Consider the following 26,453-nt stretch of genomic DNA (forward strand, 5'->3'; position numbering starts at 1 on the left):
AGGGGGCGCGGTGGGAGGGCGTCGACGGCGCGTCCGTCATCGCCTACAGTGGGCGACGGTCGCTGTCGTACCTCTGCTTCGTTCTCGGACGTCCGCAGTCGTCTCTGTGCCTGACGTTCCTCTCGGTCCTGCCGGTCGGTGCGGCGACCCCGACCCGGTGTCGTACCGGGCCGGACACCTCCAGCACGGAATGAGAACAGCATGGCTACCGGCACTGTGAAGTGGTTCAACGCGGAGAAGGGCTTCGGCTTCATCGCCCAGGACGGCGGCGGCGCCGACGTCTTCTGCCACTACTCCGCCATCACCGGCACCGGCTACAAGTCCCTCGACGAGGGCCAGCAGGTCGAGTTCGACGTCACGCAGGGCCAGAAGGGCCCGCAGGCGGAGAACGTCCGCGCCGTCTGATCCGACGACGCAGAGAGGGGCCCCGGCGCGACGCGCCGTGGCCCCTCTCGCGTTCCCGGGGTCGCCCCGCGGGGTCAGCCGCGCAGCAGCGACCGCAGCTCGCCGAGCCCGTCGGAGACCAGCCGCGCCGCGCAGCCGCCCAGCCGGGCGCCGAACGCGAGCAGGTCCCCCCACTCGGCGGGACGCGGGGTCACCGCAGGCGCGGGCCGGGCCGCCGCGGCGGCCTCGGGGGCCGGGACGGCGTCGGGGGCCGGGACGGCGTCGGGAGCCGGAGCGGTGTCCGCGCCCGTGTCCGGGTCGGCCGGGTCGGCCGCGGGCAGCAGCAGGTCGATGGCGGACCGGCGCGCGGGCGCGCGCAGCGACTCGAACGACGGGATCGGCGGCGCGACCGGGCCCTCGTCCTCGGTATGGCCGGGCCCTCCGTCGGTCACTGGTCGTTCCTCCCCGTCGTGGCACCCGACAGGCACCGTTCCTCGTCGCCGACGACCCTAACCCCCGCCCGCGGGGCGGGCCCGCGGGTCCGCCGGCGACGGGGTCCCCGCCCGTTGCCTAGGGTCGGCGTGTGGAGGTCTGGTCCAACCCGTCCTGTTCCAAGTGCCGCACCGCGACGGCCCGGCTCGACGAGGCCGGCGTCGAGTACCGCGTGCGGCGCTACCTCGACGAGCCGCCGTCCGCCGACGAGCTGCGCGCCGCGCTGAGCGCCCTCGGGCTGCAGCCGTGGGACGTCACGCGCCTGGCCGAGCCGCGCGCCCGCGAGCTCGGGCTGGCCGACGCGCCGCGGGACCCCGAGGCGTGGATCCGCGTGCTGGTGGAGAACCCCGAGCTGATCCAGCGCCCGATCGTCCTCGGGGACGACGGCCGCGCCTGGATCGCCCGCGACGGCGAGACGCTCGCCGAGGTCGTCGCCGCCGCCCGCGGCTGACCCGCCCCGCACTCCCGACCCGCCGCCCGCCCCGCACCCCCGGACGCCCCCGACGCCGAGATCGGCGATCTCGGCGGCATCAGCCCCGCACACCGCCGAGATCGCCGATCTCGGCAGGGGCAGCGGGCGGGGACGGCGGGGTGCAGGGGCAGCGGGCGGGGACGGCGGGGTGCAGGGGCAGCGGGCGGGGACGGCGGGGCGGGTCAGGCGAAGCGGGGGTCGACGGGCAGCCGCGGGTTGAGCAGGTGCGCGACCAGCGCGGTCCAGCCGGTCTGGTGGGAGGCGCCCAGGCCCTCGCCGGTGTCGCCGTCGAAGAACTCGCTGAACGTCGGGTGCGCGCTCCACAGCGGCGACTCGGTGGCCTCGATCCGCTTGCCGTCGGCCGGGCGCTTGCCGTCGACGGGCCGGAACAGCGCGGTGAGGCTGCTGTCGATCAGGTCGGCGGCCTCGACCAGCGTCCGGTGCTCGCCCGAGCCCGTCGGGATCTCGATGGTGAACGAGTCGCCGTAGAACCGGCCGAGCGTGCGCAGCTTGTCGGCCAGCAGCACGTTGACCGGGAACCACACCGGGCCGCGCCAGTTGGAGTTGCCGCCGAACAGCTTGGTGCGCGACTCCCCCGGCTCGTACTCGATGGACACGTCCCGGCCGCCGACCTGCGCGACGACGTGGCCGGTGGACTTCGACAGCGACCGGATCCCGTACGGCGACAGGAACTCGTCGGTGTCGAACATGCGGCGCAGGATGCGCTCCAGCCGCTCGCGGTCGACCAGCGACAGGATCATCTTGCGGCCCTCGGGCGCCGACCGGCTGCGCAGCGGACCCATGAGCTCCGGTCGCCGCCGCTGCAGCCAGCGCAGCTGGTTGGCGACGTCGGGGCACTCGGACTGGATCCACGACGGCACCTCGGTGACGCCCAGGATCGGCAGCAGCCCGACCATCGAGCGCACCCGCAGCGGCTCGGCGGACCCCTCGGGCCCGACGAGGACGTCGTAGAAGAAGCCGTCCTCCTCGTTCCACAGCGACTCCTCGTGCGAGCCGAACGAGTTCATGGCCTGCGCGATCGACAGGAAGTGCTCGAGGAACTTGGTCGCCGTCGAGTCCCACGCCTGGTCGAACCGGGACAGCTCCAGGGCGATCTTGAACATCTGCTGGCAGTAGAACGCCATCCAGCTGGTCGCGTCGGACTGCTCCAGCCGGTAGCCGGGCGGCAGCGGCGCGGAGCGGTCGAACAGCGCGATGTTGTCCATGCCGAGGAAGCCGCCCTCGAACAGGCCCGAGCCGGTGGCGTCCTTGCGGTTGACCCACCAGGAGAAGTTCAGCAGCAGCTTGGTGAACACCCGGATGAGGAACTGCCGGTCCCGGTAGCCGTCGATCCGGTAGACGTGCCAGGCCGCCCAGGCGTGCACCGGCGGGTTGACGTCGCCGAAGGCCCACTCGTACGCGGGCAGCTGCCCGTTGGGGTGCATGGCCCACTCCCGGCACATGAGGACCAGCTGCTCCTTGGCGAAGTCCGGGTCCACGTGGGCGAGGGGGATGCAGTGGAAGGCGGTGTCCCACGCGGCGAACCACGGGTACTCCCACTCGTCCGGCATCGAGATGACGTCGGCCAGCGCCAGGTGCCGCCACCCGGAGTTGCGCCGTCCCCGCTTCCGTCGCGACTCCGGCGCCGGCGACCCCGGGTCGCCGTCGAGCCACTGGGAGACGTCGAAGCGGTACAGCTGCTTGGTCCACAGCAGGCCGGCGTAGGCGCGGCGGGCGACGTGCCGGTCCTCGTCGGCGAGGTCCGGGTGGATGACCGTGCCGTAGAACTCGTCCGCCTCGGCCGCCCGGGTGGCGAGCACCGCGTCGAACTCCGCGCCGAACACCTCGTCGTCGGGGTCGGCCTGCCGCAGCCGCAGCCGGACGGTGACCGTCTCCCCCGGGGCGACGGCGTCCCACCGGTACCAGAACGCGGCCTTGGTGCCGGTGCCGGCGGGGTTGACCGCCGCCCGGTCGCCCTGGACGACCCGGCGGCCGATGCCGTCCTTGGGGTACTTCGTGGTGTTCTGCGGCGCGCCGAACAGGGTGACGGCGTCGGTCTCGTTGTCGCAGTGCAGGACGTCGGGCGCCCCCTCGGCGGCCAGCACGTACCGGCCCAGGTAGCCGTGCTCGCACTCGACCGCCTCCAGGCCCGAGACCGTGAGGGTGGGCGCCAGCAGCTGCGTGATGACGCCCTGGCGCTTGTCGCCGCCCCAGGACCACGTGTTGCGGAACCAGACCTGCGGCAGCAGGTGCAGCGGGGCCGCCTCCGGGCCGTGGTTGGTCGCGGTGACGACGATGCACACGTCCTCCGGGCCGGCCTTGGCGTAGGTGACCTGGACGTCGAAGAAGCGGTCCTCGTCGAGCACGCCGGTGTCGGCGAGCTCGTACTCGCGCTCGAGCTTGGAGCGGCGGGCGTTCTCCTCGCGGAGCTCCGCGTAGGGGTACTCGGCCTGCGGGTAGCGGTAGAGCCACTGCATCCAGGAGTGCGTGGGCGTGCCGTCGACGGCCCACCAGTGCTCCTTGGCGTCCTCGCCGTGGTTGCCCTCCTCGTTGGTGAGGCCGAACAGCCGCTCCTTGAGGATCGGGTCGCGCCCGTTCCACAGCGCCACGGAGAAGTTGAGGAAGCCGAAGCGGTCGCAGATGCCGCCCAGCCCGTCCTCGCCCCACCGGTAGGCGCGGGCGTGCGCGTGGTCGAACGGGAAGGAGGCCCAGGCGTCGCCGTCTTCGGAGTAGTCCTCCCGGACGGTCCCCCACTGCCGGCCCGCGAGGTAGGGCCCCCAGGTCCGCCAGGGCGCGGTCATGCCGGCCGACTCGGCCAGCCGGGCGTGCTCGGCGGTGCGGGGTGCCGTGCCCTCCGGGGCGGGGGCGTCCGGGGGCCGGTCCGCCGGGGTGCGCGGAGCGGCGGGGACGCCGGGTGCTGCGGCTGTCACCGCCCCACAGTGACACGGCGGCCGGACCGTCCTGGCACGCCCCCGGTTGCCCCCGTGTCTCCTGTGGTCGAGGGGGCGAGCGTCACTGACGGGACGGCGACCGATGGGTTCCGCGCCCTCCGGCGGTCCTGACTGCCGGTTCCCGACGACGGAGGAGAGTCCCCCCATGGACATGAAGCTCGAGCTGGTGCCGGTCCCGGTCACCGACGTGGACCGCGCCAAGGAGTTCTACCTGGCGGTGGGGTTCGTGGCCGACGTCGACGTGACGCCCGCCCCGGGGGTGCGGGTGGTGCAGCTGACCCCGCCGGGTTCGGGCTGCTCGATCGGGCTGGGCACCGGGCTGCCCGCCTACGACGAGGCGCCGCCCGGCTCGGTGAAGGCGCTGCACCTCGTCGTGGAGGACGTCGAGGCCGCGCGCCGCGAGCTGCTCGGCCGCGGCATCGAGGTCGGCGAGGTGCTCGACGTCGGCGGCGGGGTCCGGTACGCGGGGTTCGCCGACCCCGACGGCAACACGCTCACGCTGCAGGAGATGAGCTGGCGCCGTGGCGACACGTACTGACCACCCCCGTCGAGCGACAGGAGCACGCAGATGAGCCGGACCCGCATCCACAACCTCTCGGTGTCCCTGGACGGGTTCGCCACCGGGGAGGGCCAGTCGCTGGAGACGCCGTTCGGGCACGCCGGGCACCGGCTGCACGAGTGGATGATGGCCACCCGCTTCGGCGCGCCCATGATCGGCCGGGAGGGCGGCACCGCCGGCGTGGACGACGCGTTCGCCCAGCAGCACGAGCCGGGGATCGGCGCCGAGATCATGGGCGCGAACAAGTTCGGCCCGCCCGGCTGGCAGGACGACCCCGCGTGGACGGGCTGGTGGGGTGCGGACCCGCCGTTCCACACCCCGACGTTCGTGCTCACCCACCGGCCCCGGCCGCCGATCGAGATGCAGGGCGGGACGACGTTCCACTTCCTGGACGCCTCGCCCGCCGAGGCGCTCGCGGTCGCCCGCGAGGCGGCGGGCGGCCGGGACGTGCGCATCGGTGGCGGGCCGACCGTGGCCCGCGACTTCATCGCCGCGGGGCTGGTCGACCACGTCCACGTGGTGCAGGTGCCGATCGTGCTCGGCCGCGGGGTGCGGCTGTGGGACGGGCTCGAGGCGGTGGAGGCGGGCTACACGGTGGAGGCGGTCGCCTCCCCCGGCGGCGTCGTCCACCTCACGTTCACGAGGCCGTGACGGGACCGGTCAGCGGGAGCGCTGCTGGCGGCGCGCGACGAGCACGAGGGCGCCGACCACGAGCGCGATCGGCGCCCACGCCGGCAGCGCGAAGCCGCCGAGCAGCAGCCGGGCCACGAACAGCAGCAGCTGGAAGGCCACGAAGAAGCCGACCAGCAGGACGATCCAGTACAGCACCGGCCGCTCGTACTGCAGGCGCTTCAGGTATTCCATCGCTCCCCCTCGGTCGGGCGCCGGGCACACCGGGAGGGCGCCGCGCACCCGGTCCAACGCCCACCGCGGCGCGCGGCGTTCCCGCCGCGCGCCGCGCGCTCCCCCGATGGGGGCACGCTCAGCCGCGGCGCGAGCCCGAGAGCAGCCGGGACAGGCCGCCGTGCAGGCGCTCCACGCACGGGTCCAGCGGCGCGGGGCGCCCGCCGGGCGGCAGGGGCGCGGCGGGCAGCGCCACCCACGCCACGCCGTAGGCGAGGAGGCCCACGCCGGTGAGGGCGAGGACCAGGACGCCGGCCCGCCACAGGACGACGTCCGTGCCGGTGGCGTCGGCGAGCCCGCGGCAGACGCCGCCGAGCATCGTGCCGGTGCGGGCGCGCTGCAGCGGCGGGCGCGACCCGGGCCCGGCGGGCGGGGCGGGGGGCAGCTCAGCGGGCGGGGCGGGGGGCAGCTCAGCGGGCGGGGTGGGGGGCAGCTGGGCGGCGGGAGGGGCGGTCGAGGTCATGGGACGAGCCTGTCCGGCCGCCGGTCCCCTGCCCATCCGGGAACGCCCGGATCCGTCCCCGGTCCTGCGGGTGGGGGGATCCCCCGGCGCCACACCGGGAGGACACGGCCGGGGAGACTGGCCGGGTGACTCCCCGACGCTGTCCCTGCGGCACCGGCCTGGTCCTCGCCGAGTGCTGCGGCCGGCTGCACGAGGGGACGGCGTCCGCGGCGACCGCCGAGCAGCTGATGCGCTCGCGCTACAGCGCCTTCGCCGTCGGGGACGCCGCCTACCTGCTGGCCACCTGGCACCCCTCGACCCGGCCGACGTCGCTGGAGCTGGACCCGCAGGTGCGGTGGACCGGGCTGGAGGTGCTGGCCACCGGCGGCGGGTCGATGCTGGCGGCCGAGGGCACGGTGGAGTTCCGGGCGTCGTGGGTGCGCGACGGCCGGCGCGGTGCCCAGCACGAGGACAGCCGGTTCGTCCGCGAGGGCGGCCGCTGGTCCTACCTGGACGGCGTCGCGCTGCCCTGAGCGGTCACTCGCCGGGGCGGGCGCTGCGCACGGCCACGCCGCCGAAGACGGCGACGGCGCGCAGCCGCACCACCGGGCCGGGCGACGCCCCGGGCGCGGCGGGGGCCACCTTCGCACTGCGACCGCCGAACAGCGCGAAGCCGGTCATCTCCACGGTCGCGCCCTCGGGCAGGACGACGTCGATGCCGCCGAAGACCGCGGTCGCCCGCAGCTGCAGCACCGGCGGGAAGGGCTCGGCCTCCCGGTAGTCCAGGACGACCCCGCCGAAGACGGCCAGCGCCGACTCCCGCTCCGCCGGCTGGCGGCGTCCCCGGCGCTCGGCTCCGCCGAAGACGGCCACCACGGGCGGCGCCGAGTCCGGCGCGGCCGACGGGACGGCGGGCGGCCCGGCCGGGCGCACCGCCAGGCCCTCGACCCGCGGCAGGTCCGCGGTGAGCGCCGCGAGGTCGGCGAGGGTGCGCGCGTCGTAGGCCGCGCCGGTGCGGGTCCGCAGCTCCTCGGGGTCCAGGCGCCCCTCCGCGGCGGCCGCCTCGAGCCGCTCGACGACGGCGTGCCGCTCGGCGTCCGAGGCGCGGACCCCCTGCTCTGCCGTGCCGTCGGGGTCGCCGCTGCTCGTCATGCCAGGACGGTAGCCACCGGCGGCGGTTCAGCGGCGCGCGACGCCCGCGAGGATGCGGTGCGGGTCGGTGGCGGCGGCCAGCGCGGCCAGCCGGTCCCGGACGGCGGGGGCGTGGTCGCGGGCCAGCACGTCGGGGCTCGCCGGCCGGCCGTGGGCGGCCGCCCGGCCGGCGGTGGCCGCGCCCAGAGCCGCGGCCAGCACCTCCGCCGAGGCGGTGGTCGCGGCGACGTCCTCGGCTCCCCCGCCGCCGACCAGGCGCACCGCCAGGGCCGCGTCCCGGGAGCCGACGGCGCTGGGCACCGCCGGCGCCCAGCCGACCGCACCGCCCAGCAGCCGCAGCTCCACCCGGCGCGGCAGCCCACCGCCGAGGGCGGCCAGCACGCCGTCGACGCCGTCGGCCGGCAGCCGGTCCAGCAGCAGCGACGACTCGCGGGCCGACGGCGGCCCCACCGGCGCCGGCCGCAGGTCGCCGAGGGGCCGGACGCCGAGGGCCTGCGCCTGCGGGCGGGTGCGGTCCCGCAGCGGCGCGAGCACCTCGAGGCCGTCCTCGGGCTCACCGGTCCAGCTGACCGACACCGCCACCGAGCAGCCGCCGGCTGGCTCCCGGGCCAGCAGCAGCGAGGTGCCCGCGTGCGGCGGCAGGGCCGGGGCCCACTCGCGCCACGCCTGCAGCACCGGCCGGGCGGCCTCCCCGGGGAAGCGCAGCAACGCGGTCCCCAGCGGCGTGCCCGGCAGCAGCTCCAGCTCGACCGCGGTGACCACGCCCAGCCCCGGCCCCCCGCCGCGCACGGCCCAGAAGAGCTCCGCCTCCTCGGTGGGCGTCGCCCGCCGCAGCACGCCGTCGCCGGTCACGAGCTCGACCGCGCGGACGCGGTCGGAGGCCAGGCCGTAGGTCCGCGCGACCGGGCCCACGCCGCCGCCGGTCACCGCGTCGGCCACCCGCTCCCCCGCCGAGGCGCCGGTGACGGCGACCAGCCCCTGCGCCGCGGCGGCGTCCAGCAGCGCGGGCCAGCGCACCCCGGCGCCGGTCCGCGCCCAGCCCGACGGCCGGACCGCCGTCGCGTCGAGCGCGCCGGTGTCGACGACGACGGCCCGCACGCCGTTCGCGGGCGCCGTCCCCTCCCGGACGGCGAGCCCGCTGCGGCCCGCGAGCCGCACCACCGCGACGACGTCCTCGGGCGTGGCCACCCGCACCACCGACCCCGCGACCTCGGCGCCCGGCGACAGCCGGGCCCGCAGGCGGGCGGCGAGGTCGGGCGGCAGGACGGGCTCGGCGGGAGCTGCGACAGCGGGGGCTTCGGCGGGGGGCACGGGCGCTCCAGGGTGGTGCGGGGAGGGACACGGCGAGCCTCGGCCGGGGTCCTTGCCGGGACCTTGCCCGGCGCTTGCGCAGCAGGTCGCGCCGGTCGGCGCCGCTGCGGGCCCTAGGCTGCGTCCCGATGAGCGGCACCTCCTTCCGGGTCCTCGGCCCGCTCGAGATCCGGCGCGACGACCGCCTCCTGCCCGGCCAGACCGCGCGCCACCGCGCCACGCTGGCCGCGCTGCTCGTCGACGTGGGCCGCACGGTGCCCGTCGACGTGCTGGCCGACCGGGTGTGGAGCGGGGAGCCACCGGCCTCGGCGTCGGGCACGCTGCAGGCGCTGATCTCCCGGCTGCGCCGCGAGCTGGAACCCGACGCCTCGGCCGGCCGGTGGTCGCTGCTGCTGACCCGCGACCCCGGCTACGTGCTCGCCGCCGATCCCGACGACGTCGACGCGGTCCGCTTCGTGCGGCTGCTGCGCGCGGCCCGCGAGTGCGCCGCCCGCGACGACGTCGAGGGGGCGCGCGAGGCCGTCACCGAGGGGCTGGCCCTGTGGCGCGGCCCCGCCTACGCCGACGTGTCGGCCACCTTCGCCACCGAGGAGTCCGAGCGGCTGGAGCAGCTGCGGCTGGACGCCCGGGAGCTCGCCGCCGAGCTGGACCTGCGGCTGGGCCGGCACGCCGAGATCGTCGACGACCTGCAGGAGCTGGTGCGCGGCAAGCCGCTGCGCGAGGGGCTGCGCGCGTCGCTGATGCTCGCGCTGTACCGCTCGGGCCGGCAGGCGGAGGCGCTGGAGAGCTACGCCGAGGGCCGTGCCCTGCTGGCCGACGAGCTGGGCGTGGACCCCGGCCGCCCGCTGCAGGACCTGTACGGCCAGATCCTCCGGCAGGACCCGGCGCTGGCCGCCCCGGCCCGCCCGGCCGCGCCGCCGACCCCGGTCCCCGCCGCGGCGCCCCCGGCCCCGGCGGCGCCCGCCGCCCTGCCGATCGCCGCGCTGCCGGTGCCGCTGACGGCGTTCGTCGGCCGCGCCGAGGAGCTGGGCGTGCTGGCCGGCGCCCTCGACGGCCGGCGGCTGGTCACGCTGGTCGGCCCCGGCGGCAGCGGCAAGACCCGGCTGGCGCTGGAGGCCGCGCGCCGCCGCCCGGCCGGCGCTCCCCCGGCCGCGCTGGCCGAGCTCGCCGGCGTGGAGGACCCGGACCTGGTCGCCGCGGAGGTGGCCACGGTGCTGGGCGTCAGCCTGTCCGGCGGCGACCCGGTGGGGGCGGTGGCGACCGCCGTCCAGGACCGTCCGCTGCTGCTGGTGCTGGACAACTGCGAGCACGTCGTCGAGGCCGCGGCCGCGCTGGCGGCCACGCTGCTGGCGCGCTGCCCCGAGCTGCGCGTGCTGGCCACCTCGCGCGAGCCGCTCGGCGTCCCCGGCGAGGCGGTGGTGCCCTGCGGCCCGATGCCCGCCGGCGCGCCCGGCAGCGACGCCGAGGAGCTGTTCCTCGACCGCGCCCGGCTCGCCGCGCCGCACCTGGCCACGCCCTCGGCGGAGGAGCTGGCGCAGGTCCGCGACCTGTGCACCGCGCTCGACGGCCTGCCGCTGGCCGTCGAGCTGGCCGCGGCCTGCCTGACCACCCTGCCGCTGGCCGAGGTCGCCGCGCGGGTCGACGACCGGTTCGCGCTGCTGTCCGGCGGCTGGCGCACCGCCGCCCCGCACCAGCGCACGCTGGCCGCCACGGTGCAGTGGAGCGTGGACCTGCTGGAGCCGGCCGAGCTGGCGGTGTTCCGCGCGGTGTCGGTGCTGCCGGGCACGTTCGGCCCGGACGCCGTCGCCGCCGTCGCCGCCCCGGAGGTCGACGGCGCCACCCTGCCGCTGCTGCGGGTGCTGGTGGCCAAGTCGCTGGTGGAGCTGGACCACCAGACGGGCCGCTACCGCATGCTGGAGACCCTGCGGCAGTACGCCGAGCAGGGGCTCACCGCCGAGGAGGACCGCCGCTTCCGCGACCGGCACCTGGCCTTCCTCGTCGCGCTCACCGAGGAGCTGGAGGCGACGCTGCGCCGGCCGGCGTGGACCGACAGCGCCCGCCGGCTGGACGCCGAGCAGCCGGGGCTGCGCGCGGCGCTGGCGCACGCGCTGGGCACCGGTCAGGGCGAGGCGGCCCTGCGGATCGGCTCGGCCGTGGCCTGGTGGTGGTACCGCCGCGGGCACGTGCAGGAGGGCCGCCGCTGGCTGGCCGCCGCGCTCGACGCCACGCCCGACGCCCCGGCCGTCGTCCGCAGCGGCGCGCTGCTGGGGGACGCGCTGCTGGCCTACCTCTCCGGCGACGTCGCCTCCATCTGGGCCCGGACCAACGAGATCGTGTCGGCCGCCGGGGACGAGGTTGACGGCGACCTGGCGCTGGCCCTGGTGCTGCGGGCGTTCGTGGGCGCGCTGATCGGCCACGCCGACCCCGACGGCGGCACCGAGCGCGACATCGCCCGCGGCGTGGAGCTCGCCGAGGCGTCGGGCATCGAGTGGGTGCAGGCGGAGATCGCCATGACGCTGGGCCAGTTCGCCCGCGTCGCCGGGGACCCCGAGGGCGCCCTCGACCACCTGGACCGGGCCGAGCGGCTCGCCGTGGCGCTGGGCCACTCGTGGGCGCACTCCTCGGTGCTGTGGATCCGCGCCAAGGTGCTGACCGACCTCGGGCGGGCACCGGAGGCGCTGGCGGCGCTGTGGCGGATGGTCGACCTGACCCACCGCGAGGGCGACGCCACCGGCACGCTGGCCGGGCTGCTCACCGCGGTCGGGGCGCTCACCGCGGGCGGGCACCCGCGGGAGGCCGCCGTCCTGCTGGGCGCCGTGCGGACCGCCGCCCGGCTGGTCGGCTACGACCCGCTGCGGATGGACCCGGCGGACGGGCAGCGGTACGTCACCGCGACCGAGACGGCGCTGCCCGAGCCCGGGCGCGCGGCCGCCGTCGCCGAGGGGGCGCAGCTGGACCTGGGTGGCGCCGTCGCGCTGGTGGGCCGGCTGGCCGCGGGCTGACCGGCGGGGCGGGCGGTGACCTACCCGCGCCGGTCCCGGCGGCCATAGGCTCCGGCGGCCCGGCTCGACTCCTCCACCCGCCGCGCGGACGTGCGCGGCGGGTCCTCGCGGAAGGCGGCCCATGACCAGCACCGCCGGCCTGCAGGTCGCCGACCTGCGCCCGCTCCCGCTCTTCGACGGCACCACCGACGACCAGCTGGCCGAGCTGCTCGCCGTCGGCGCGGAGGTGCCGTTCGCCCCCGGCGACGTGCTGTTCACCGAGGGCCGCCCCGCGGACGCGTGGCTGGTCCTGATCGAGGGCAGCATCGACCTGGTCCGCCACGTCGGCCGCGAGGAGATGGTGCTCGGGGCGATGGACGTGCCGGGCCGGTGGGCGGGCGGGTTCCGCGCCTGGGACGAGCAGGGGGTCTACGTCGCGACCGGGCGGGCCGCCACCGCCGGGCGGGTCCTGCGGGTGCCGGCCCCCGCCCTGCGTGAGTGGTCGAGCGACCGCTTCCCCCTGGGCGTGCACCTGATCGAGGGCTTCGTCCGCACGGCCCGGACCTTCGAGCTGGTGGCCCGCCAGCGCGAGCCGCTGGTCGCCCTCGGCACCCTGGCCGCCGGGCTGGCCCACGAGATCAACAACCCCGCGGCGGCGGCGGCGCGGGCCGTCGACGAGCTGGCCGGGGTGTGCGACGTGCTGCTGTCCACGCTGGGCGGGCTCGCCTCGGAGTCGATCTCGGCCGAGCAGTTCGCGGCGCTGGACGCGCTGCGCCGGGCGATCGAGGTGCCGGTGCCCCCGCTGGGTGGGATGGCCCTGGCCGACCGCGAGGACGAGCTGGCCGACCGGCTGGCCGACGTCGTCCCCGGGGCCGAGTGGGCGCTGGCGCCGCCGCTGGCCGCGGCCGGGGTCGACCTCGACTGGGTGGACCGGGCCGCCGCGGTGCTCCCCGGCGCCGCGCTGGAGCCCGGCCTGCGGTGGGTGGCCAGCACCCTGGTCGCGTCGACGCTGCTCACCGAGCTCAAGGAGTCCACCGGCCGGATCTCGGGCCTGGTGGCGGCCGTCCGCTCCTACTCGGCGCTGGACCGCGCGGCCGTGCAGCGGACCGACCTGGTGGAGGGGCTGGAGAGCACCCTGACGATGCTCGGGTCCCGCATCCCGCCGGAGGTGACCGTCGTCCGGGACCACGCGCCCGACGTCCCCCCGATCGAGGCCTCGGCCGGCGAGCTCAACCAGGTGTGGACCAACCTCCTCGTCAACGCGCTGGACGCCATCGCCCGCGGCGGGCCGGCCACCGCCGGGACGGTGCGGGTCGCCACCCGCACCGACCGCGGCGGCGTCGTGGTCGAGATCGGCGACACCGGCGGCGGGATGCCGCCCGAGGTGCAGGCGCACGCCTTCGACCCGTTCTTCACCACCAAGCCGGTCGGCCAGGGCATCGGGCTCGGGCTCGACGTCGCCCGCCGCATCGTCGCCCGGCACTCGGGGCAGATCGAGATCGACGTCCGGCCCGAGGAGACGGTCCTGCGGGTGCGGCTGCCGCTCGGCCCGGAGCCCGCGCTGCCACGATGAGCGGGTGCTGCTCGCCGAGGTCGTCGCCACGTCGGCCGCGGTGGCGGCCACCCGCTCCCGGACCGCGAAGGCGGCCGCGCTCGCGCAGGCCCTGCGTGCGGCCGACCCGGGCGAGGTCGAGGCGGTCGCCGCGTGGCTGGCCGGCGAGCCCCGGCAGGGCCGGCTGGGCCTGGGCTGGCGCACCCTGACGCGGGCCGCCCACGCGCCGGCGCCCGAGCCGGGCCTGACCGTCGCCGCCGTCGACGCGGCGCTCGGCGACCTGGCCGGCACGCAGGGCCCGGGCTCCGTCGCCCGGCGCGACGCGCTCCTGACCGGCCTGCTGGGCGCGGCGACCGCCGACGAGCAGCGCTTCCTGGTCCGGCTGCTGGCCGGGGAGCTGCGGCAGGGGGCGCTGGAGGGGCTGCTGCTGGACGCGGTCGCCGCGGCCGCGCAGGTGCCGCCCGCCGCCGTCCGCCGGGCGGCGATGCTCACCGGCAGCGTGCCGGCGACCGCGGCGGTCGCGCTGACCGGTGGCGAGGCCGCGCTGGAGGCCGAGACGCTGCGGGTGGGGCGCCCGGTGCGGCCGATGCTCGCCTCGCCCGGGTCGTCGCTGGACGCGGCGCTGGCCGACCTCGGCGCGGAGGTCACCGTCGAGTACAAGCTCGACGGGGCGCGGATCCAGGTGCACCGCGACGGCGACGAGGTGCGGGTGTGGACGCGCACGCTGCGCGAGGTCACCGGGGGCGTGCCCGAACTGGTGGAGCGCGTGCGCGCGCTGCCGTGCCGCTCCGCCGTCCTCGACGGGGAGACCCTCGCCCTCGACGACGACGGCCGCCCCCGCGCGTTCCAGGACACGATGAGCCGCTTCGGCAGCGAGGCTCCGGGCCCGGGCGGGGAGGACGCGGCGGTGCTGCTGTCGCCGTTCCTGTTCGACGTCCTGCACCTGGACGGCCGCGACCTGCTCGACGAGCCGCTGTCCGCGCGCCTGGACGCCCTCGCGGGGCTGCTGGCCGCCGAGGAGCACGCGCCGCTGCGGATGCCCGGCGCCCGCCGGCCCACCCCGGAGCAGGCCGCGGACGTGCTGGCCGCGGCGCTGGCCGCCGGGCACGAGGGCGTCGTCGTCAAGGCCCTGGACGCGCCGTACGCGGCCGGCCGGCGCGGGCGGGCGTGGCAGAAGGTCAAGCCGGTGCACACCCTCGACCTGCTGGTGGTCGGCGCCGAGTGGGGCTACGGGCGGCGCACCGGGTCGCTGTCGAACATCCACCTGGCCGCCCGCGACCCCGCCACCGGCGAGCCGGTCATGGTCGGCAAGACCTTCAAGGGCATGACCGACGAGCTGCTGGCGTGGCAGACGGCCACCTTCCCCGGGTACGCGGTCGAGTCGCCGGAGTGGGGCCTGCGGCTGCGGCCCGAGCTGGTCGTGGAGGTCGCGCTGGACGGCGCGCAGCGCAGCACCCGCTACCCGGGCGGGGTCGCGCTGCGGTTCGCGCGGGTGCTGCGGTACCGCCCGGACAAGGCCGCCGCCGACGCCGACACCCTCGACGCCGTCCGCGCGCTGCTGCCCGGCGCCTGATGACGGGCGCCTGAGGACGGGGCGCCTGAACGCGGGGCGTCGCGGGTAGGCCGTCCCGGCACGGGGACGACGGACAGGAGCAGCCATGGACCTCGGTGGACTCGGCGACAAGGCCAAGAAGGCCCTGGACAGCGAGAAGGGCGAGAAGATGAGCGACTCGGCCCTGGAGAAGGGCGAGCAGTTCGCCGACGACCGGACCGGCGGGCGGTTCGACGCGCAGACCGACAAGGCCGGCGACCTCGCCGACCAGCGCATCGGCCAGCAGGACGACGCGGGCGCCTGACGGCCGCACCGCACGACCGCGGCGGGCGGGCCCCCTGGGGGCCCGCCCGCCGCCGTCAGAGGTCCGCGACCCGCGGGGCCACCTCGGTGCCCAGCAGCTCGATGCCGCGCAGCAGGTCGGCGTGCGCCAGCCGCGGGTTGGTCATCTGGATCGACACCCGCTGCACGCCGCCGAGCTGCTCGGACACCCGGCGCAGCTTGGTCGCGACGGTGTCGGGGTCGCCCATGAAGAAGGCGCCGTCCGGGCCGCTGGTGGCGTCGAACTGCCGCCGGCTGGGCGGGGCGAAGCCCCGCTCGGCCGACACCTTCGTGAACATCTCGTGCCAGCCCGGGTAGATCGTGTCGGCCGCGGCCTGCGTGCTCTCGGCCACGAAGCCGAACACGTGCAGGCCCACCTGCAGCGCCTCCGGGGCGTGCCCGGCGTGCTCACCGGCCCGGCGGTACAGGTCGACCAGCGGGGCGAACTGGCGCGGCTCGCCGCCGATGACCGCGACCATGAGCGGGAGGCCGAGCAGGCCGGCGCGGGCGAAGGACTCCGGGCTGCCGCCGACGCCGACCCACACCGGCAGCGGGTCCTGCAGCGGCCGCGGCCAGACGCCCTGGCCGGTCAGCGGCGCGCGGTGCCGGCCGGACCAGGTGACGTGCTCGGAGTCGCGGATCCGCAGCAGCAGGTCCAGCTTCTCGTCGAACAGCTCGTCGTAGTCGGCGAGCGAGAGCCCGAACAGCGGGAACGCCTCGGTGAACGAGCCGCGGCCCACGACGAGGTCGACGCGGCCACCGGAGAGCAGGTCGAGGGTGGCGAACTGCTGGAAGACGCGGACGGGGTCGGCGGCGCTGAGGACGGCGACCGCGCTGCCCAGCCGGATCCGCTGCGTGCGGGCGGCCGCGGCGGCCAGGATCACCGGCGGCGCGGAGTCGTAGTACTCGGGCCGGTGGTGCTCGCCGATGCCGAAGCTGTACAGCCCCACCCGGTCGGCGGTCTCGATCTCCTCCAGCAGGTCGGCCAGCCGCTCCCCGGGCCCGATCTGCCGTCCCGACGCCGGGTCGGTCACCGCGGCGACGAAGCTGTCGATGCCCACGTGCATGTTGAGCAGTCAACCACCGCGCCGGATCAGGTGCCGATCTCCGTGCGGACGGCGTACAGCTCCGGGAAGAACGTGAGGTCCAGCGCCCGCCGCAGGAAACCCACGCCCGACGAGCCGCCGGTGCCGCCGCGGAAGCCGATGGTCCGCTGCACGGTGCGGAGGTGGCGGAACCGCCAGAACTGGAAGGCGTCCTCGACGTCGACCAGGCTCTCGCAGGCCTCGTAGACGCCCCACGGGGTGTCGTCGGACTCGTAGACCCGGCGGAACACCGGGACCAGGTCGGGCTGGAACGTCCACGGCTCGCGGACGTCGCGCTCCAGCACCGCGGCCGGGACGGCGAAGCCGAGCCGGCCCAGCAGCCGCAGGAACTGGTCGTAGAGGGTCGGCGCGGCCAGCAGCTCGCCGAGCAGCGCGGCGGCCGCCTCGTCGTGCGCGAACAGCGGCAGCACCGCCGCGTCCTTGTTGCCCAGCACGAACTCCACGGCCCGGTACTGCGCGGACTGGAAGCCCGACGCCCCGCCGAGCGCGCCGCGGAACTGCAGGTACTCCCGCGGGGTCAGGGTGGCCAGCACCGACCACTGCTCGGTCAGGGTGCGCTGCACGTTCTTGACGCGGGCCAGCGACTTCAGCGCCGGGCCGAGCTCGTCGGCGGCCAGGTAGGCGCAGGCGGCCCGCAGCTCGTGCAGGACCAGCTTGAACCACAGCTCGCTGGTCTGGTGCTGCACGATGAACAGCAGCTCGTCGTGGTGCTCGGGGCTGCTGCGCGGGTGCTGGGCGCCCAGCAGCCGGTCGAGCTCCAGGTAGCCGGCGTAGTCCATCCGCCCGCCGAGGTCGGTGCGGATCGACTCCTCCAGGGGCCGGACCGACCCGCCGTCGTCGTGCCCCCGCTCCCCCTGCTCCGCCACGACCGCACCGTAGACCCGTCCGGTGGTGCAAGATGGCCGGATGTCCGCGCGCACCCACCTCGTCCTCGGCGGGGGCGCGGCGATGGGGGCCTTCCAGGTCGGGGCGCTGCAGGCGGTGCTCGCGGCGGGGGTCCGCGTCGACGTCCTGCACGGCTGCTCGGTCGGGGCCGTCAACGCCGCGTTCCTCTCCGTCCGGCCCGACGCCGGGCGCGCCGCGCAGCTGGCCGAGCTGTGGTGCGACCCGTTGATGACCCGGGTGCTGCGGCCGGCCTGGCCGGCCCGGTTCCGCGGGGTGGCCCGGGCGCTGCGCCGCGGGGGCGCGCTGCTGGACGAGCGGCCGCTGCGCGCGCTGATCGCCGCGCACGTGCCGGCTCACGACCTGACCGAGCTGAGCGTGCCGCTGACGGTCACCACCACGTGCCTGGACTGCGGCGCGGCCCGGCGGCACGACTCCGGCGGGCTCGCCGACACGCTGGCCGCCAGCTGCGCGCTGCCCGGCCTGTTCCGGCCGGTCCGGCTGGCCGACGGGCACCTGCACGTCGACGGCGGCATCGTCGACGGCGTCCCGATCGGGGCCGCCCTGGCCGACGCCGGGCCCGACGACCGGGTGCTGGTGCTCGACTGCGGGCTGGCGCCGGTGACCGGCCGGGTGGACGTCTGCGCGGCCACCGCCGCGGGCGTGCCGACGTCGGCCTGCGGCGTGCCGGTCGCCGGCCGCGACCCCTACGTGCCGCCGGTCGAGGCCGGCCCGGGCGCGCTGGACTCGGTGCTGCAGGCGTTCACCGTCGCCCGGGCGGTGGCCAACCGGGCCGCCGTCCGCGACGCCCTGGACGACCCGCGGGTGCAGGTGCTGCCGCACATCGCCGACGCCTGGGCCGCCGGCCTGCTCGACCGGGTGCCGCAGGGCCCGCGGGACGTCGCCGCCTGCGTCGGCCTGCTGGAGGCCGGTCGCGCGGTCACCGCGGCGTGGCTGGCCGCGCACGGCGACCGGGTGTCAGCGGCGGCGCAGCAGGGCTGAGGCGACCGGCTGCCCCAGGTCGCGGGCGTGGGTCAGCGCGTACGGCAGCCCGTGCCGCAGCGTCCACCAGGCCCGCTCGGCGCGGCCCGGCCCGCGCGGCTCCGGTCCCGCGGGCAGCGCGGCCGGCGCGAAGCGGCCGGTCGCGGCCAGCACGCCGGCCGCAGCCGCCGCCATGCCGCGGTGGCCGGCCTCGGCCGGGTGGATGCGGTCGGCCGCCCAGCCCCCGGGCCGGGCGAGGACCGGCACGGCGCCGAGGTCCAGCACGTGCACGCCCGGCTGCCGGGCCAGCTCGTCGACGGTCGCGTTGACCGCGGCCACCCGCGCGCGCACGGCGGTGGCCACCCGGCGGGGCACCGGGCGGACGGCGGCGGGGTCGTGCAGCCGGCCGAGCAGCACCTGCGCCCCGCGACGGTGCGCCGCGGCGACGACGGCCCGCAGGTCGCCGGCGACGGCGTCGGGGTCGAACCCGGCGCGGCCGACGTCGTTGAGCCCGGCGAGCACCGTGGCCAGGTCGACGTCCCCCGGCAGCTGCGGGAGCTGCCGCGTCCGCACGTCGCCCACCCGCGCGCCGGCCACCGCCAGGCGCACCAGCCGGGCCCCGGGCAGCGCCGCGGCCAGCAGCCCGACCCAGGTGCGGGCCGGCTGGATCCGCAGGCCCACGCCCTCGCCGCAGCTGAGGCTGTCGCCGAGGGCGGCCACCACGGTCACGCGGCGCGCCCCGGCACGGCCGCGTGGACGGCGAGGAAGCCGCGCACGGTGGCGTCCCACGAGTACTCCTCGGCGCGCGAGCGGGCCGCGCGGCGGCGCACCCCCTCCGGTACGGCCAGCAGGTCCTCGACGGCGTCGGCGACGGCCGCGCCGGTGCCGCGGGCGGCGCGGCCGGCTCCCGGGCCGAGCACCGCGGGCAGGGCGGAGCCGGCGTCGGCGACCACGGGCGTGCCGCAGGCGAGGGCCTCCAGCGCGGCCAGGCCGAACGTCTCGACCGGGCCGGGGGCCAGCGCGACGTCGGCGTCGGCGAGGGCGGCGGCCAGCCGGGCGCGGTCGGGCACGAAGCCGAGCCACTGCACCGGCAGGCCCCGGGTGGCGACCTGCAGCGACCGCCGCAGCGGCCCCTCCCCGGCGACGACCAGCCGCGCCGGGACGCCGCGGCGGCGCAGCTCGCGCAGCGCGGCGACGGCGACGGCGGGCCGCTTCTCCACCGACAGCCGGCTGGCCATGACCAGGTGGACGGCGCCGTCGGGGGCGCCGGGCCGCGGGCCGGTGCGGGCGGGGAAGGCCGCCGTGTCCACCCCGAGCGGGACGACGGCGAGGTCGCGCGTGCCGATGCGGCGGAACTCCTCGGCGGCCCACTCCGTCGTGCACACCACGGTGCCGAAGTCGCGGGCAAGCGCGGCGTTGGACCGGTCGGCGGCGGCGCGCAGCGGCAGGCGGGTCCACTGGGCCAGCCAGCGGTCCAGGCGCTCGTGGCTCACCACCACGGCGGGCACGCCCCGCCCGCGCGCCCACCGGCCCAGGCCGCGCAGCGTGGTGCGGTCGTGGACCTCGAGCACGTCCGGGGCGGCGGCGTCGAGGACGCGGCGCACCCGGCGCAGGTCCAGCAGCAGCCGGTAGCCCGGCGCCACCGCCAGGGCCGGGGCCCGCAGCACCACCTGCCGGCCCCAGGGGGTCACGACCTCGGCGTCCTCGGGGCCCGGCAGCACCTGGACGACCTCGTGGCCGTGCGCCGCGTAGCCCGCGGCGAGCGCGCGCATCGCGGTGCGCAGGCCGCCGGACGTGGGGCTGACGAAGTTGGCCGCCTGCACGATCCGCACCCGGCCAGCCTGGACACCCCGGGGCACGCGCGGGCGTCCCCCGGGACGATCACCGGCTGAAGCCCCGGCGAACAGCAGGTGCGGCCCCGGCCCACGGCCGCGTGCGAGCATCGGCCCTCGTGCGACGTGCGGCGAACGGATCGGGGGACGGGGGTCCTCGTCCGGAGCCCCTCCCCCGGGAGGTCCGCGTCCTGGCGGTGGTCGCCTTCGTCGTGGCCCTGGGCTTCGGGGTGGTGGCCCCGGCCATCCCGCTGTTCGCCCGGGACTTCGGCGTCGGCACCACCGCCGTCGGGCTGGCGGTGAGCGCGTTCGCGTTCTTCCGGTTCGCGTCGGCGTTCGGCGGCGGGACGCTGGTGGAGCGGCTGGGCGAGCGCACCGTGCTCGCCGCCGGCCTGGCCGTGGTCGCCGTGACGAGCGGCCTGGCGGCGCTGGCCGGGTCGTTCCCGGTGTTCCTGGCGCTGCGCGCGGTGGGCGGGATCGGCAGCGCCATGTTCACCGTGTCGGCGCTCGCGCTGCTGCTGCGGGTCGCGCCCGCGACGGCCCGGGGCCGGGCCGCGGCCACCTACCAGGGCGGCTTCATCCTGGGCGGCATCGCCGGGCCCGCGGTCGGCGGCCTGCTGACCGAGCTGTCGCCGCGGCTGCCCTTCTTCTTCTACGCCGTCATGCTCCTGGTCGCCGGCGCGGTGGCGCTGGTGCTGCTCCGGGAGCCGGCGGGGCGCCCCGGCGCCGGTGCGGCCGCGGCGACCCCCGACCTGGCGGAGGGCCCGGTGCGGCTGGGCGCCGCGCTGCGGTCGCGGGTCTACGTCGCCGCGCTCGTGGTCAACCTGGGGATCGGCTGGGTGCTGTTCGGCGTCCGCAACTCCCTGGTGCCGCTGTACGTCACCGAGGAACTGGGCCGCGGCGCCGCCTGGGCCGGCGCCGGCCTGCTCGCCGGCTCCGCGGCGCAGGCGCTGGGCCTGCTGCGCGCCGGCCGCCTGGCGGACTCGTGGGGGCGGCGCCCGGCCCTGGTCCTTGGGGCCACGCTGGGGACGACGGCGATGACGCTGCTGGTGCTGCCGCCGGCGACCGGGCTGTTCCTGCTGTCCATGGCCACGTTCGGGCTCGCCGCGTCCCTGCTGTCCAGCGTGCCCGCCGCGCTGGTCGGTGACCTGAGCCCGGCGCGCGGCGGGCGGCTGGTCGCGGTGTTCCAGATGTCGGGCGACCTCGGCGCGGTGATCGGGCCGCTGGTCGCCGGGTGGCTCACCGACGTCGCCTCCTTCCAGGTGGCGTTCGGCGTGAGCACCGCCGTCGTCGCCGCCGGGCTGGTGGCGGCGCTGGGGCTCCCCCGCCGCTGAGCCCCGCCGCCGCGACCGGCAGGATCGGGCGGTGCCGATCGAGCGGACCGTCCGCCTCTCCTTCACCGCGGCGTCGCGGGAGGCGCGGACGCACACCAACCTGTCCGCCGTCCGCAGCGACGGCCCGGTGCTGTGGGTGGCCGGCGACGAGACCGCGACGGTCGAGCGGCTGGTCGCCGACGACCCCGCCGAGCCGCGCGAGTTCGGGCGGCAGACGACCGTCGCGCTGGCCGACCTGGTGGACCTGCCCGGCGAGGACGCCGAGGAGGAGGCCGACGTCGAGGGCCTGGCGCGGACCGGCCCGTTCCTGTGGGTGGTCGGCTCGCACAGCCTGCGGCGGCGGCAGGTCAAGGACCGCCACGACGGCGAGAAGGGGCTGCGCCGGCTGGCGCGGGTGACCGGCCAGGCCAACCGCCAGCTGCTGGCGCGGATCCCGGTGGCCGAGGTCGACGGCCTGCCCACGCCGGTGCGGGAGCTCGAGGTGGACGGCGTCCGGCACCACGCCGCCGTCCTCGGGGCCGACCTGCGCGAGCTGCTGGCCGACGACGAGCACCTCGCGCCGTTCCTGCCGATCCCCGGCAAGGACAACGGCCTGGACGTCGAGGGCGTCGCCGTCGCGGGCGACCGGGTGTACCTCGGGCTGCGCGGGCCGGTGCTGCGCGGGTGGGCCGTGGTGCTGGAGCTGCGGCCGGAGGTCGACGAGCGGGACCCGACCCGGCTGCGGCTGCGCCCCTTCCCCGACGGCCGCGGCTACCGCAAGCACGTGCTGCGGATGGACGGCCTGGGCGTGCGCGACCTGTGCCCGCACGGGTCGGACCTGCTGGTGCTCGCCGGCCCGACGATGGACCTGGACGGGCCGGTGCGGGTGTACCGCTGGCACGGGGCGTGCGCGACGGAGACGCCGCAGGTGGTGCGCGGGGACGCCCTGACCCGCGAGGTGGACCTCCCCTTCGGCGACGGTGACGACCACGCCGAGGGCATCGGCCTGCTCGGCGCGGACGGCACGCGGCTGCTGGTCGTCTACGACAGCCCGTCGCCGGCCCGCCTGGACGAGCACGGCGGCGTGACCGCCGACGTCGTCCGCCTGCCCGCCCGGTCGTGAGCCGGCGTCCCGAGCCTGCGAGGTGGGCTCGGTGGACCGGCCGCGGAGCCTCGCGTTCCGCTGGGTCAGCCGGGGGGCGACCTCGGTGCCCTGGTGGTAGATCGCGCGCCAGTCGCCGGCCGCGCGTTCCCAGACGGTCGCCCGACGTGTGAACCGGGCACCCTGCCGGAGCTCGTAGGTCAGCAGGAACGTGTCAGCCCCCAGGGGACGGCAGGCGAAGTCGCTGGTCTCCCAGATGTCGGGCGTGCCGTCCGCGTAGCGCCGCTCGAGCACAGACCAGACGAGTTCGCGGTCGTAGCGGGCGCCGGATGCTCCGACCTCCCAGAAGTCCTCGGCGGTCATGGCCTCGAACGTGGCCCTGCTCGTTCCTCGCTCCGTCCGGTGGAACAGCGGTTCGCGGGCCACGAGTTCATCGAGGACGCCGGTGGGGTCCGAAGCGCTCATGCGGTCCACTGTCCCCGGCTCACCGGCCCATCGCGTCGGGCGCGGGAGGGAACCCGTCTCTGATGCTCCCCCGCCGTACTCACGCTCCGTCGAAGCTCGCGGAACTGTCGTACCTGCGGCCTAGCGTGCGGGTCATGACGACGGCGGCGGGGAGGGGCGTGGCTGTCCCGGTGCTGCCGTCGGAGGTGGTGTCGGCGGCGGTGGGGGACGTCGACCTGGTGGCCGACATCTGGTCCACCGACGCGCGGATGGCCAAGGAGTTCGCGGTGCAGACGGCGACGGTGGCCGAGCTGGCCCGCCGCCGCGGGGTCGGGGGTGAGCGTGCTGCGGGCCGGGTGGGTGCGGTGGCGCCGGCGGAGGAGTTCGTGGCCGAGTTGGCGGTGGTGCGCGGCTGCACGGAGCCGGAGGCGGCGCGGTTGCTGGCGCAGTCGCTGCTGCTGACCGGCGCGTTGGCCGGGGTGTGGTCGGAGTTGTTCACCGGCGCGCTCAGCGTGCGCAAGGCGCACATCCTGATCGACCTGCTGGGGGACGCCGGTCCGGAGGTGGCGGCCGGGGTGCTGGCGCGGGTGCTGCCCGCGGCCGCCGACTGCACGCCGGATCGGCTGGCCGATCGGGCCCGCTACCACCTGTACCGGCTGGACGCCGCCGCGCGCGACCGGCGCCGGCGGCGCGCCGAGGCCCGCGCCGACGTGCACGTGGAGCGCACCCCGGAGGGGCTGGGGCGGTTGGTGATCGACGGGCCGCTGCCGCAGGTGCACGCCGCCCGCGACGCGGTGGACCAGTACGCCCGCTGGCTGCGCGCCGACGGGGACCGGACGCCGATCGGGCGGCTGCGCGCGCAGGTGGCGCTGGACCTGGTGCTGCGCCCCTGGGACAGCCGCCGCCCGCCGGTGACCGCGCAGCTGACCGTGCACGCCGCCGTTGCCGGGCTGCGCCCGGGCGGGGTGGCGCCGGGCGAGCTGGACGGGCAGGTGATCACCGCCGCGCAGTGCCGGCAGGTGCTCACCGACCTGGACGTGCTGGACCTGCAGCCCCCGGTCGGCGGGTCGATCCTGATCGCTCTGGACGACCCGGCCACCGGCCAGACGATCGCCGTGGCCACCCGCGCCGAACTCGCCCGCGCCGCCGGCACCGGCCGCCGCACCAGCCGCCGCACCGGAGCGCAGACCGACCCCGCCACCGACCGGGACCGGGCCGAGTCACCGCCCGACGGGCCGCCGCCGGACGGGCCGGGGCTGCGCCCGCCACCCCCCACCGGCGCTTACCGGCCCACCGCCGCCCAACGCCGCCTGGTCCACGCCCGCGACCGGCGCTGCCGCATGCCCGGCTGCCGCCGTCGGCCCGGCCGCCACGACCTGGACCACGTCACCCCGCACGCGGCCGGCGGGGCCACCGCCTGTCACAACCTGTGCTGCCTGTGCCGCCGCCACCACCGCATCAAGACCCACGCGCCGGGCTGGACCTTCACCCTCCACCCCGACGCCACCCTCACCGTCACCACACCCGCCGGCGCCACCCGCACCACCCGCCCACCCGGCTGGTGCCACGATCCCGAACCCGACCCACCCTGGCTCGACGAGACCGCACCACCCCACCCCGCCCACCCCGGACCCGCCGCCGCGGAGGCGGGTCAGGGTTGGGCTGCGGCGCGCTCTCCCGGTCGGTGCGGTGGGGATCCGCGGTCTGGCCAGTGGCCGCGTCAGCCGGCTGCGGTCCCCTGCCCGGTCGCCGTGCCGTCGGTGTCGCCCACCGACGGCCCGCCGGTCTGCGTCGAGGTCGACGCCGTGGTCTGTGCCGTGGACGGCGTCGTGCCCGGGTCCGACGGCGCGGGCTCGGACCCCGACGGCTCGGACGGCGCCGGGTCCGAGGGCGCCGGGTTGGAACCCGAGGGGTCCGACGGCGCGGGGTCGGACGGCGCGGGGTCGGACGGCCCGGGGTCGGACGGCGCGGCCCCCGACGAGCCGGGGTCGGTCACGGCCGGATCGTCCGCCGAGGGCTCCGCGGGAGCCGACGCCCCACCGCCGGCTCCGGTCGAGGTCCCGGCGCCGGCCTCGGTCCCGGGTGCCGCGCCCGAGCCCGGAGCCTCCCCGGCACCGGGAGCGGGGACGTCGGCAGCGGGACCGGACGGCACCTCGGGCGCCTCCGGTGCCGGCGCCGCGGCTGGCGCGGGCGGGGACACCGCGACCGTCACCCGCACCTCGTCGCCGTCGTCGAGCCGGGCCCCCGCCGGAGCGACGGCCAGCACCGTCTCGGCCGGCTGGTCGCCGGTCACCTGGTCCACGCGGACGACCCGCAGCCCCAGCCCGGCCAGTTCCGCCCGCACCTCGGGGAACGGCCTGCCCACGTGGTCGGCGGCGGACAGCAGGACCCGCTGGTCCGCCGCCGCCGACGGGCCGTCCGCGGCCGCGGCTCCCTCACCGGCCGCGGCGGCGCCCTCACCCGGGGGCGGGTCCTCCGCTCCCCCGGCCCCGCCCAGCACGAGGACGAGCGCGCCGGCGGCCACCAGCAGCACGAGGAGCGGGGCCAGCACCGCCAGCGTCCGCCGCCGCGACGGGGAGGCGCCGCCCGGCGCGCGCACCGCCCCGGCCGGGGCCGGCGCCGGAGCCGGGACCGGGGCGGGAGCCGGGATGCGCGCCGGCCGAGTGGCGCCCACCGCGTCGCCGTCGGCGGCGTGCGGGTGCGCGGCCAGGGTCTCCTCGACCGCGGTCAGGAAGGCGGCGCCGTCCGGGAGCCGGTCGCCCGGGTCCTTGGCCAGCGCCGACCCGATCAGGCCGCGGACGTCGTCGGGCAGGTCGTAGGGCAGCGGCCGCGGCTCCTCGACGACGTGCTTGAGCGCGACGGTGACCGGGTTGGTGCCCTCGAAGGCGGCGTGGCCGGTCAGGGTCTCGTAGCCGACGAGGCCCAGCGCGTACACGTCGCTGGCCGGGGTCGCGGGCTCGCCCTTGGCCTGCTCGGGCGACATGTACTGTGCCGTCCCGACCACCTGGCCGGTGCCGGTCAGCGGGATGCTGTCGGCGGAGCGGGCGATGCCGAAGTCCGTCAGCTTCACCGCCCCGTCGCGGCGCACGAGGATGTTCGCGGGCTTCACGTCACGGTGCACCAGCCCCCGCCGGTGGGCCTCGGCGAGCCCGGCCGCGGTCTGCTGCAGCACCGACAGCGCCGCCTCCGGTCCCAGCGGGCCGTCCGCGGCGAGCCGGGTGGACAGCGGCGCCCCGTCGACGAGCTCCATGACCAGGAACGCCAGGTGCTCGCCGGCCTCGGCCTCCGACGCCTCGCCGTAGTCGAGCACGGCGGCGATGTTGGGGTGGCTGAGCGCGGCGGCGTGCCGGGCCTCGCCGCGGAACCGCTCCACGAACGTCGGGTCGTCGGCGTACTCGCTGCGCAGCACCTTCACCGCGACGTCGCGGTGGAGGACGGCGTCGCGTCCCCGCCAGACCTCGCCCATCCCGCCGCAGGCGATGCGGTCCTGCAGTTCGTACCGGCCCCCCAGGAGCCGTCGTTCCCGCTCGCCGCCCACCGCTGATCACCCTCGTTCCTCGTGCGCGGGCCTCGTCCCGCTCCCCGGATGAGTCCCCATCCGGGACGCCGCCCACACCCCGATCCCGCCGCGCGTCCCGCCGTCACACGTCCCGTCACACGCCGGCCCCGTCGGATGGGGGCAGCCGGCGGGAGGACGCCGGACCGACACAGGAGGGACGAG

The 26,453-nt window shown here is 77.6% G+C and carries 24 protein-coding genes; 12 read left to right on the top strand and 12 right to left on the bottom strand.

Features of this window, described 5'->3' with window-relative positions:
- The first annotated feature begins 201 nt into the window (after positions 1-201).
- On the top strand, positions 202-405 hold the full coding sequence (locus tag ACI781_RS01680; RefSeq protein ID WP_113840763.1) for a cold-shock protein: 204 nt from the start codon (positions 202-204) through the stop codon (positions 403-405).
- 74 nt (positions 406-479) lie between these two features.
- Here ACI781_RS01680 and ACI781_RS01685 read toward each other — a convergent pair whose 3' ends face one another.
- Entirely contained in the window at positions 480-836 is a 357-nt protein-coding gene (locus ACI781_RS01685; RefSeq protein WP_456564339.1) for a hypothetical protein, read from the bottom strand.
- Positions 837-967: 131 nt separating this feature from the next.
- Here ACI781_RS01685 and ACI781_RS01690 point away from each other — a divergent pair, with 131 nt between their 5' ends.
- Positions 968-1,327: an ArsC/Spx/MgsR family protein gene (locus ACI781_RS01690; RefSeq protein WP_456564340.1), complete on the top strand. Its 360-nt coding sequence runs from the start codon at positions 968-970 to the stop codon at positions 1,325-1,327.
- 203 nt (positions 1,328-1,530) lie between these two features.
- On the opposite strand, the gene ACI781_RS01695 is transcribed toward ACI781_RS01690, so the two are convergent.
- Positions 1,531-4,278 carry an MGH1-like glycoside hydrolase domain-containing protein gene (locus ACI781_RS01695; protein ID WP_456564341.1) on the bottom strand — a complete coding sequence of 916 codons (2,748 nt, stop codon included), beginning with the start codon at positions 4,276-4,278 and terminating at the stop codon, positions 1,531-1,533.
- 166 nt (positions 4,279-4,444) lie between these two features.
- Between ACI781_RS01695 and ACI781_RS01700 the strand changes: the two genes are divergently transcribed.
- Positions 4,445-4,837, top strand: coding sequence for a VOC family protein (locus tag ACI781_RS01700; RefSeq protein WP_456564342.1), 393 nt, complete (start codon positions 4,445-4,447; stop codon positions 4,835-4,837).
- Between the two features lie 30 nt (positions 4,838-4,867).
- Positions 4,868-5,509 (top strand): dihydrofolate reductase family protein, encoded by a 642-nt coding sequence (locus ACI781_RS01705; protein ID WP_456564343.1) that lies wholly within the window; start codon positions 4,868-4,870, stop codon positions 5,507-5,509.
- A gap of 9 nt (positions 5,510-5,518) precedes the next feature.
- Here ACI781_RS01705 and ACI781_RS01710 read toward each other — a convergent pair whose 3' ends face one another.
- Positions 5,519-5,722, bottom strand: a complete 204-nt coding sequence (locus ACI781_RS01710; RefSeq protein WP_456564344.1) for a hypothetical protein — start codon at positions 5,720-5,722, stop codon at positions 5,519-5,521.
- 118 nt (positions 5,723-5,840) lie between these two features.
- Positions 5,841-6,224, bottom strand: coding sequence for a PspC domain-containing protein (locus ACI781_RS01715; RefSeq protein ID WP_456564345.1), 384 nt, complete (start codon positions 6,222-6,224; stop codon positions 5,841-5,843).
- A 125-nt stretch (positions 6,225-6,349) separates the two neighbouring features.
- Between ACI781_RS01715 and ACI781_RS01720 the strand changes: the two genes are divergently transcribed.
- The gene (locus ACI781_RS01720; RefSeq protein ID WP_456564346.1) at positions 6,350-6,736 is read left to right on the top strand and encodes a YchJ family protein; all 387 of its coding nucleotides are present in this window, start codon (positions 6,350-6,352) and stop codon (positions 6,734-6,736) included.
- Positions 6,737-6,740: 4 nt separating this feature from the next.
- Here ACI781_RS01720 and ACI781_RS01725 read toward each other — a convergent pair whose 3' ends face one another.
- The gene (locus ACI781_RS01725; protein WP_456564347.1) at positions 6,741-7,355 is read right to left on the bottom strand and encodes a DUF1707 SHOCT-like domain-containing protein; all 615 of its coding nucleotides are present in this window, start codon (positions 7,353-7,355) and stop codon (positions 6,741-6,743) included.
- A gap of 27 nt (positions 7,356-7,382) precedes the next feature.
- Positions 7,383-8,666 carry an FAD-binding oxidoreductase gene (locus ACI781_RS01730; protein WP_456564348.1) on the bottom strand — a complete coding sequence of 428 codons (1,284 nt, stop codon included), beginning with the start codon at positions 8,664-8,666 and terminating at the stop codon, positions 7,383-7,385.
- A 128-nt stretch (positions 8,667-8,794) separates the two neighbouring features.
- On the opposite strand from ACI781_RS01730, the gene ACI781_RS01735 reads away from it, so the two are divergent.
- The 4 genes from ACI781_RS01735 to ACI781_RS01750 all read left to right on the top strand — a co-directional run bounded on the left by ACI781_RS01735 (position 8,795) and on the right by ACI781_RS01750 (position 15,055).
- On the top strand, positions 8,795-11,668 hold the full coding sequence (locus ACI781_RS01735; protein ID WP_456564349.1) for a BTAD domain-containing putative transcriptional regulator: 2,874 nt from the start codon (positions 8,795-8,797) through the stop codon (positions 11,666-11,668).
- 121 nt (positions 11,669-11,789) lie between these two features.
- Positions 11,790-13,220, top strand: coding sequence for a sensor histidine kinase (locus tag ACI781_RS01740; protein WP_456564350.1), 1,431 nt, complete (start codon positions 11,790-11,792; stop codon positions 13,218-13,220).
- Positions 13,221-13,224: 4 nt separating this feature from the next.
- Entirely contained in the window at positions 13,225-14,772 is a 1,548-nt protein-coding gene (locus ACI781_RS01745) for an ATP-dependent DNA ligase (RefSeq protein ID WP_456564351.1), read from the top strand.
- Positions 14,773-14,857: 85 nt separating this feature from the next.
- Positions 14,858-15,055, top strand: coding sequence for an Rv0909 family putative TA system antitoxin (locus ACI781_RS01750; protein ID WP_456564352.1), 198 nt, complete (start codon positions 14,858-14,860; stop codon positions 15,053-15,055).
- A gap of 55 nt (positions 15,056-15,110) precedes the next feature.
- Here ACI781_RS01750 and ACI781_RS01755 read toward each other — a convergent pair whose 3' ends face one another.
- Positions 15,111-16,139, bottom strand: a complete 1,029-nt coding sequence (locus tag ACI781_RS01755; protein WP_456564353.1) for an Atu2307/SP_0267 family LLM class monooxygenase — start codon at positions 16,137-16,139, stop codon at positions 15,111-15,113.
- Positions 16,140-16,165: 26 nt separating this feature from the next.
- A complete protein-coding gene (locus tag ACI781_RS01760; protein WP_456564354.1) occupies positions 16,166-17,044 on the bottom strand; it encodes a tryptophan 2,3-dioxygenase in 879 nt (292 codons plus the stop codon).
- A 40-nt stretch (positions 17,045-17,084) separates the two neighbouring features.
- Between ACI781_RS01760 and ACI781_RS01765 the strand changes: the two genes are divergently transcribed.
- Positions 17,085-18,062: a patatin-like phospholipase family protein gene (locus tag ACI781_RS01765; protein ID WP_456564355.1), complete on the top strand. Its 978-nt coding sequence runs from the start codon at positions 17,085-17,087 to the stop codon at positions 18,060-18,062.
- On the opposite strand, the gene ACI781_RS01770 is transcribed toward ACI781_RS01765, so the two are convergent.
- Positions 18,039-18,770: a GDSL-type esterase/lipase family protein gene (locus ACI781_RS01770; RefSeq protein WP_456564356.1), complete on the bottom strand. Its 732-nt coding sequence runs from the start codon at positions 18,768-18,770 to the stop codon at positions 18,039-18,041. The two genes, ACI781_RS01765 and ACI781_RS01770, sit on opposite strands and share 24 nt — an antisense overlap.
- On the bottom strand, positions 18,767-19,873 hold the full coding sequence (locus ACI781_RS01775) for a glycosyltransferase (RefSeq protein ID WP_456564357.1): 1,107 nt from the start codon (positions 19,871-19,873) through the stop codon (positions 18,767-18,769). The genes ACI781_RS01770 and ACI781_RS01775 overlap by 4 nt, the downstream gene beginning before the upstream one ends.
- Positions 19,874-20,070: 197 nt before the next feature.
- On the opposite strand from ACI781_RS01775, the gene ACI781_RS01780 reads away from it, so the two are divergent.
- Positions 20,071-21,207, top strand: coding sequence for an MFS transporter (locus ACI781_RS01780; RefSeq protein WP_456564358.1), 1,137 nt, complete (start codon positions 20,071-20,073; stop codon positions 21,205-21,207).
- A 31-nt stretch (positions 21,208-21,238) separates the two neighbouring features.
- Positions 21,239-22,309, top strand: coding sequence for a DUF3616 domain-containing protein (locus tag ACI781_RS01785; protein ID WP_456564359.1), 1,071 nt, complete (start codon positions 21,239-21,241; stop codon positions 22,307-22,309).
- 523 nt (positions 22,310-22,832) lie between these two features.
- On the opposite strand, the gene ACI781_RS01790 is transcribed toward ACI781_RS01785, so the two are convergent.
- Together ACI781_RS01790 and ACI781_RS01795 are read right to left on the bottom strand one after the other, a co-directional pair.
- Positions 22,833-23,252, bottom strand: a complete 420-nt coding sequence (locus tag ACI781_RS01790) for a hypothetical protein (RefSeq protein WP_456564360.1) — start codon at positions 23,250-23,252, stop codon at positions 22,833-22,835.
- A gap of 1,200 nt (positions 23,253-24,452) precedes the next feature.
- On the bottom strand, positions 24,453-26,270 hold the full coding sequence (locus ACI781_RS01795; protein WP_456564361.1) for a protein kinase domain-containing protein: 1,818 nt from the start codon (positions 26,268-26,270) through the stop codon (positions 24,453-24,455).
- Positions 26,271-26,453 lie beyond the last annotated feature (183 nt).

It is taken from the genome of Blastococcus sp. SYSU D00695, from assembly GCF_054050555.1.

Excerpts from the sequence above, each read along its gene's own strand:
- ACI781_RS01680 (WP_113840763.1), top strand. The coding sequence starts at position 202 with ATGGCTACCGGCACTGTGAAGTGGTTCAACGCGGAGAAGGGCTTCGGC.
- ACI781_RS01700 (WP_456564342.1), top strand. The coding sequence starts at position 4,445 with ATGGACATGAAGCTCGAGCTGGTGCCGGTCCCGGTCACCGACGTGGAC.
- ACI781_RS01705 (WP_456564343.1), top strand. The coding sequence starts at position 4,868 with ATGAGCCGGACCCGCATCCACAACCTCTCGGTGTCCCTGGACGGGTTC.
- ACI781_RS01710 (WP_456564344.1), bottom strand. The coding sequence starts at position 5,722 with ATGGAATACCTGAAGCGCCTGCAGTACGAGCGGCCGGTGCTGTACTGG.
- ACI781_RS01715 (WP_456564345.1), bottom strand. The coding sequence starts at position 6,224 with ATGACCTCGACCGCCCCTCCCGCCGCCCAGCTGCCCCCCACCCCGCCC.
- ACI781_RS01725 (WP_456564347.1), bottom strand. The coding sequence starts at position 7,355 with ATGACGAGCAGCGGCGACCCCGACGGCACGGCAGAGCAGGGGGTCCGC.
- ACI781_RS01735 (WP_456564349.1), top strand. The coding sequence starts at position 8,795 with ATGAGCGGCACCTCCTTCCGGGTCCTCGGCCCGCTCGAGATCCGGCGC.
- ACI781_RS01740 (WP_456564350.1), top strand. The coding sequence starts at position 11,790 with ATGACCAGCACCGCCGGCCTGCAGGTCGCCGACCTGCGCCCGCTCCCG.
- ACI781_RS01750 (WP_456564352.1), top strand. The coding sequence starts at position 14,858 with ATGGACCTCGGTGGACTCGGCGACAAGGCCAAGAAGGCCCTGGACAGC.
- ACI781_RS01755 (WP_456564353.1), bottom strand. The coding sequence starts at position 16,139 with ATGCACGTGGGCATCGACAGCTTCGTCGCCGCGGTGACCGACCCGGCG.
- ACI781_RS01765 (WP_456564355.1), top strand. The coding sequence starts at position 17,085 with ATGTCCGCGCGCACCCACCTCGTCCTCGGCGGGGGCGCGGCGATGGGG.